Here is a 3,146-nt window from a genome sequence, read left to right as displayed (position 1 = left end):
TATCCCTAACTGTTGTACATCATATTTGTGAATATCTAACACTTCTTCGGGTACAATGGATAAAGTAGTCCCAAATTCATGCTGTATAAACGGCACGAACCTTTTGAAACATTGTCGTATATTTCTGTCGGATTTGCTCCTACCAATCCGACAGAAAAGAGGTAAGGGCAGGAATATACTGATTTCGGCAGAGAAGTTATTTGATATATCACAATAAGCAAAATCAAAATTCTTCATCTTGATAAAAAGACGATCAAACTTTTTTTCTAATCGTTCTACTAACTCCTGCGCATACTGGTACACAGTGGAGGTTCCTTCATAAAAATGTTATAGTACGTCTTGTTTATACTGCTTTTGATTAGAAGGAACATGCAGCAATTTTCATAAAAACACAATCGTCTCTTATTAATGGAACGTCACAGGAAGCTTTCTTATTTTATGATACAACGGGGCTCTATAATCAATGTCTCATGAATTAGCAATATTTTCATGTCATAACCCTGTTTTTCCGTTGAATCGCAACGGCGAGTAAATAGGCGAGTGGTTGTGTATAGCCAGGATAAAATTATATGTCTAACTTTTGTTCCATTTGTGTAATATAGGGACAGACATCTATTTCATCAGAAAAAGGCCATCCTTCCCACCCATACGTGGTAACGTATAACTCGTAAAACATATATACAATATGTGCTTCTATCCCCACGATACGTAAAGACCTCTTCTACAACTCTAAATCAAAATAAAGGAGATACCTTCGCACGCGAAATTGCATATCTTCTCGCTGAAAGGAAGAAAATATGCTGGTTTGAGATGAATGCGGCGGTTTGTGTAATTCCACACCATTTCTTTTCATTAGCTGGATGTGCTATTCCGGCAGGAGCTAATCTTTTAAATAGTGTAAATCTCTTCAAACCGTTTTCACTGTACAGTAATCCTGTTCGGCAAATTCACCTACGGTATGTCACCTTGGATCTTGTAATAACATGTTGAGAATTTCTTGTTGTCGTTTATGTGTAAACATAATCTATGTCATCCAGTCCCTTCTTATTGGAATGAATGTACTCATTTCTTTTTTGTTTAGTATAATCAAATCGACCCAGAATACAAGTACTGTTTATCTAAGTATTTCGTATCTATTATGCTCTATCCACTTTAAACGAAAAGATGCCCTACCTTTTTATAACATTCCCACCTAGATTTCCCCTTTATTATCCAACAAAATTTTAACGTTTATCAATTTCACCGAATTAGCATATACTATTTTGACCTCTTACTTTTTGAACCATTGTTCATAACTCACACACATAACAATGATAAATAAGGGTTTTATAAAACGGGTACACGTGCCCATTTTATTTTTGTATCACTCTTCGTTTCTACTACATATACATTTTTCTCTTGAAATTTCCTTATTACTTTTCTTCGCTTTATACACTAAAAGAACAACTGTATGCTCAGCTGTTTTCTCTTCAAAACTTATTAAGTGCGAAGCATTCCTTTCTCGGTCCCCTCAAAGTGTTTTAGGCAACTCATAAATATGTTTCTATTTAAAAAAATCAGCATACATTGTAATATAGTCAAAGTAACTAATCAATCACTACACCTTTCCGGAACAGTGAAAAGTTACTCTTTTTTATTTCACTCATATACTCATTTTCTAGAAACAAAAGCATCTGTTTTATTAATTAAAACTAGACAAAATAGAGGAGTGAACAACTTGGTTTCTTCTGATTTTAATTGCGCTAATATGATCTGCGCACCACACAAATCTCATACACTTCCTGCCTTCGGTTTTGCTTTCAATGCCACTACACCTCAATTTGCAACATTAGAAACACCACTATCTTTGCCTAGTACCAGTCCAAATCCAAATATAACAATTCCAATCATACATGATACCCTAAGTACGGGAACTGGTATTAGAATGCAAAAAAATGGTATTTACCAAATTAGTTATACACTCACAATCAGTCTGGATAACATTCCCGTGGCACCAGAAGCTAGCCGCTTCTTTTTAACACTAAATACACCCAATAATATCATTCCAGGATCTGGAACCGCAGTGCGTTCTAACATGATCGGTACAGGCGAAGTCGAGGTCTCTAGCGGCGTCATTCTCATTAACCTAAATCCAGATGATCTCATTCAAATTGTACCGATTGAAGTAATTGGTACAGTAGACATCCGTGCTGCTGCATTAACCGTTATACAACTGGGCTCATCCTAATTTGCTTTCACCATATCAAACTTCAACGAATTTACCAAAAGAATGCCTCTTTCTCAAACGTCTGAAAGGCGATAGCCCACCGATATACAGGAGATGTATTTCGGTTGAGTATAGCCAAAAACTGTTGCTAAACTACTTAGATACAGTTCTTTGATCACTTGATATAGGAGGTTTCAGGGAGAAAATAGCCTGTGAAAACCTAAGGCCATTCGATTCCTGCGTAAAATATCAACCGTACCAAAAGAGCATCTAATCATTGGATATCTAGTGGCTAGGAGTGGAACACCTCGAAGTGGCTAACAGGGAGTCGAAAGGTTACTTTCATCGCCGAACTAAGAAGCTCCTACTTCAATTTTTGCTCAGTGACGATTAGTTCACAGCCCTTTGATGATTAGGAATTGTTGCAATTCACGATAAGCCGAAAAACAGGAGTTTGATTTCAAACTCCTGTTTTTCGGCTTATCGTCCATAGATAGTTTCAATACCTTTTAATGTATACGAAACATGCAGAAAACATTGAAATTCTATGGATTTGGCCAAACGTCTCTTTACATGTCTACGATCCTGCGCCATTAAATTGTTCAAGCACTTGATTATACAATCAGTGATATATTTATAAAAACTTTGTTCTTTTAATTGGTTCGAGACGCAAAATAATGTTAGATTCTTGTCTGTTATGAGAACTACGGGTTCCCCAAACGTTTTATAAAGATATGCCCCTTGTTCTTTCGCTTTTCACGAAGTCAAATATCTAATGTATAACCGTCTTCATCAATCACATGATATAGGTAATGCCATTTTAATTACGCTTAAAAAACTTTGTAAAATAACCAAAAAAGAAGACCATATAAAATAATAGAAGTTAGAAAAATAGCCCGCCACTAACCCCTTTTTGGTTAGATGGAGGGCTATTTTTTTC

3 protein-coding genes are annotated in these 3,146 nt (G+C 35.9%); 1 reads left to right on the top strand and 2 read right to left on the bottom strand.

From position 1 onward, the window contains the following. Together JDS99_RS31755 and JDS99_RS30235 are read right to left on the bottom strand one after the other, a co-directional pair. Positions 1-303, bottom strand: a 303-nt coding sequence (locus JDS99_RS31755; RefSeq protein ID WP_206773333.1) for a hypothetical protein, incomplete at its 3' end; no start/stop codon positions are given. A gap of 431 nt (positions 304-734) precedes the next feature. Continuing rightward, complete coding sequence (locus JDS99_RS30235; protein WP_199696417.1) at positions 735-911, bottom strand: hypothetical protein; 177 nt, start codon at positions 909-911, stop codon at positions 735-737. 836 nt (positions 912-1,747) lie between these two features. Here JDS99_RS30235 and exsF point away from each other — a divergent pair. Next, complete coding sequence (gene exsF / locus JDS99_RS30230) at positions 1,748-2,227, top strand: exosporium protein ExsF (RefSeq protein ID WP_199696418.1); 480 nt, start codon at positions 1,748-1,750, stop codon at positions 2,225-2,227. Positions 2,228-3,146 lie beyond the last annotated feature (919 nt).

Source organism: Bacillus cereus group sp. N6, assembly GCF_016483705.1.
Taxonomy (GTDB): Bacteria; Bacillota; Bacilli; order Bacillales; family Bacillaceae_G; genus Bacillus_A; species Bacillus_A wiedmannii.
This window is presented reverse-complemented; position numbering and strand designations above follow the sequence as displayed.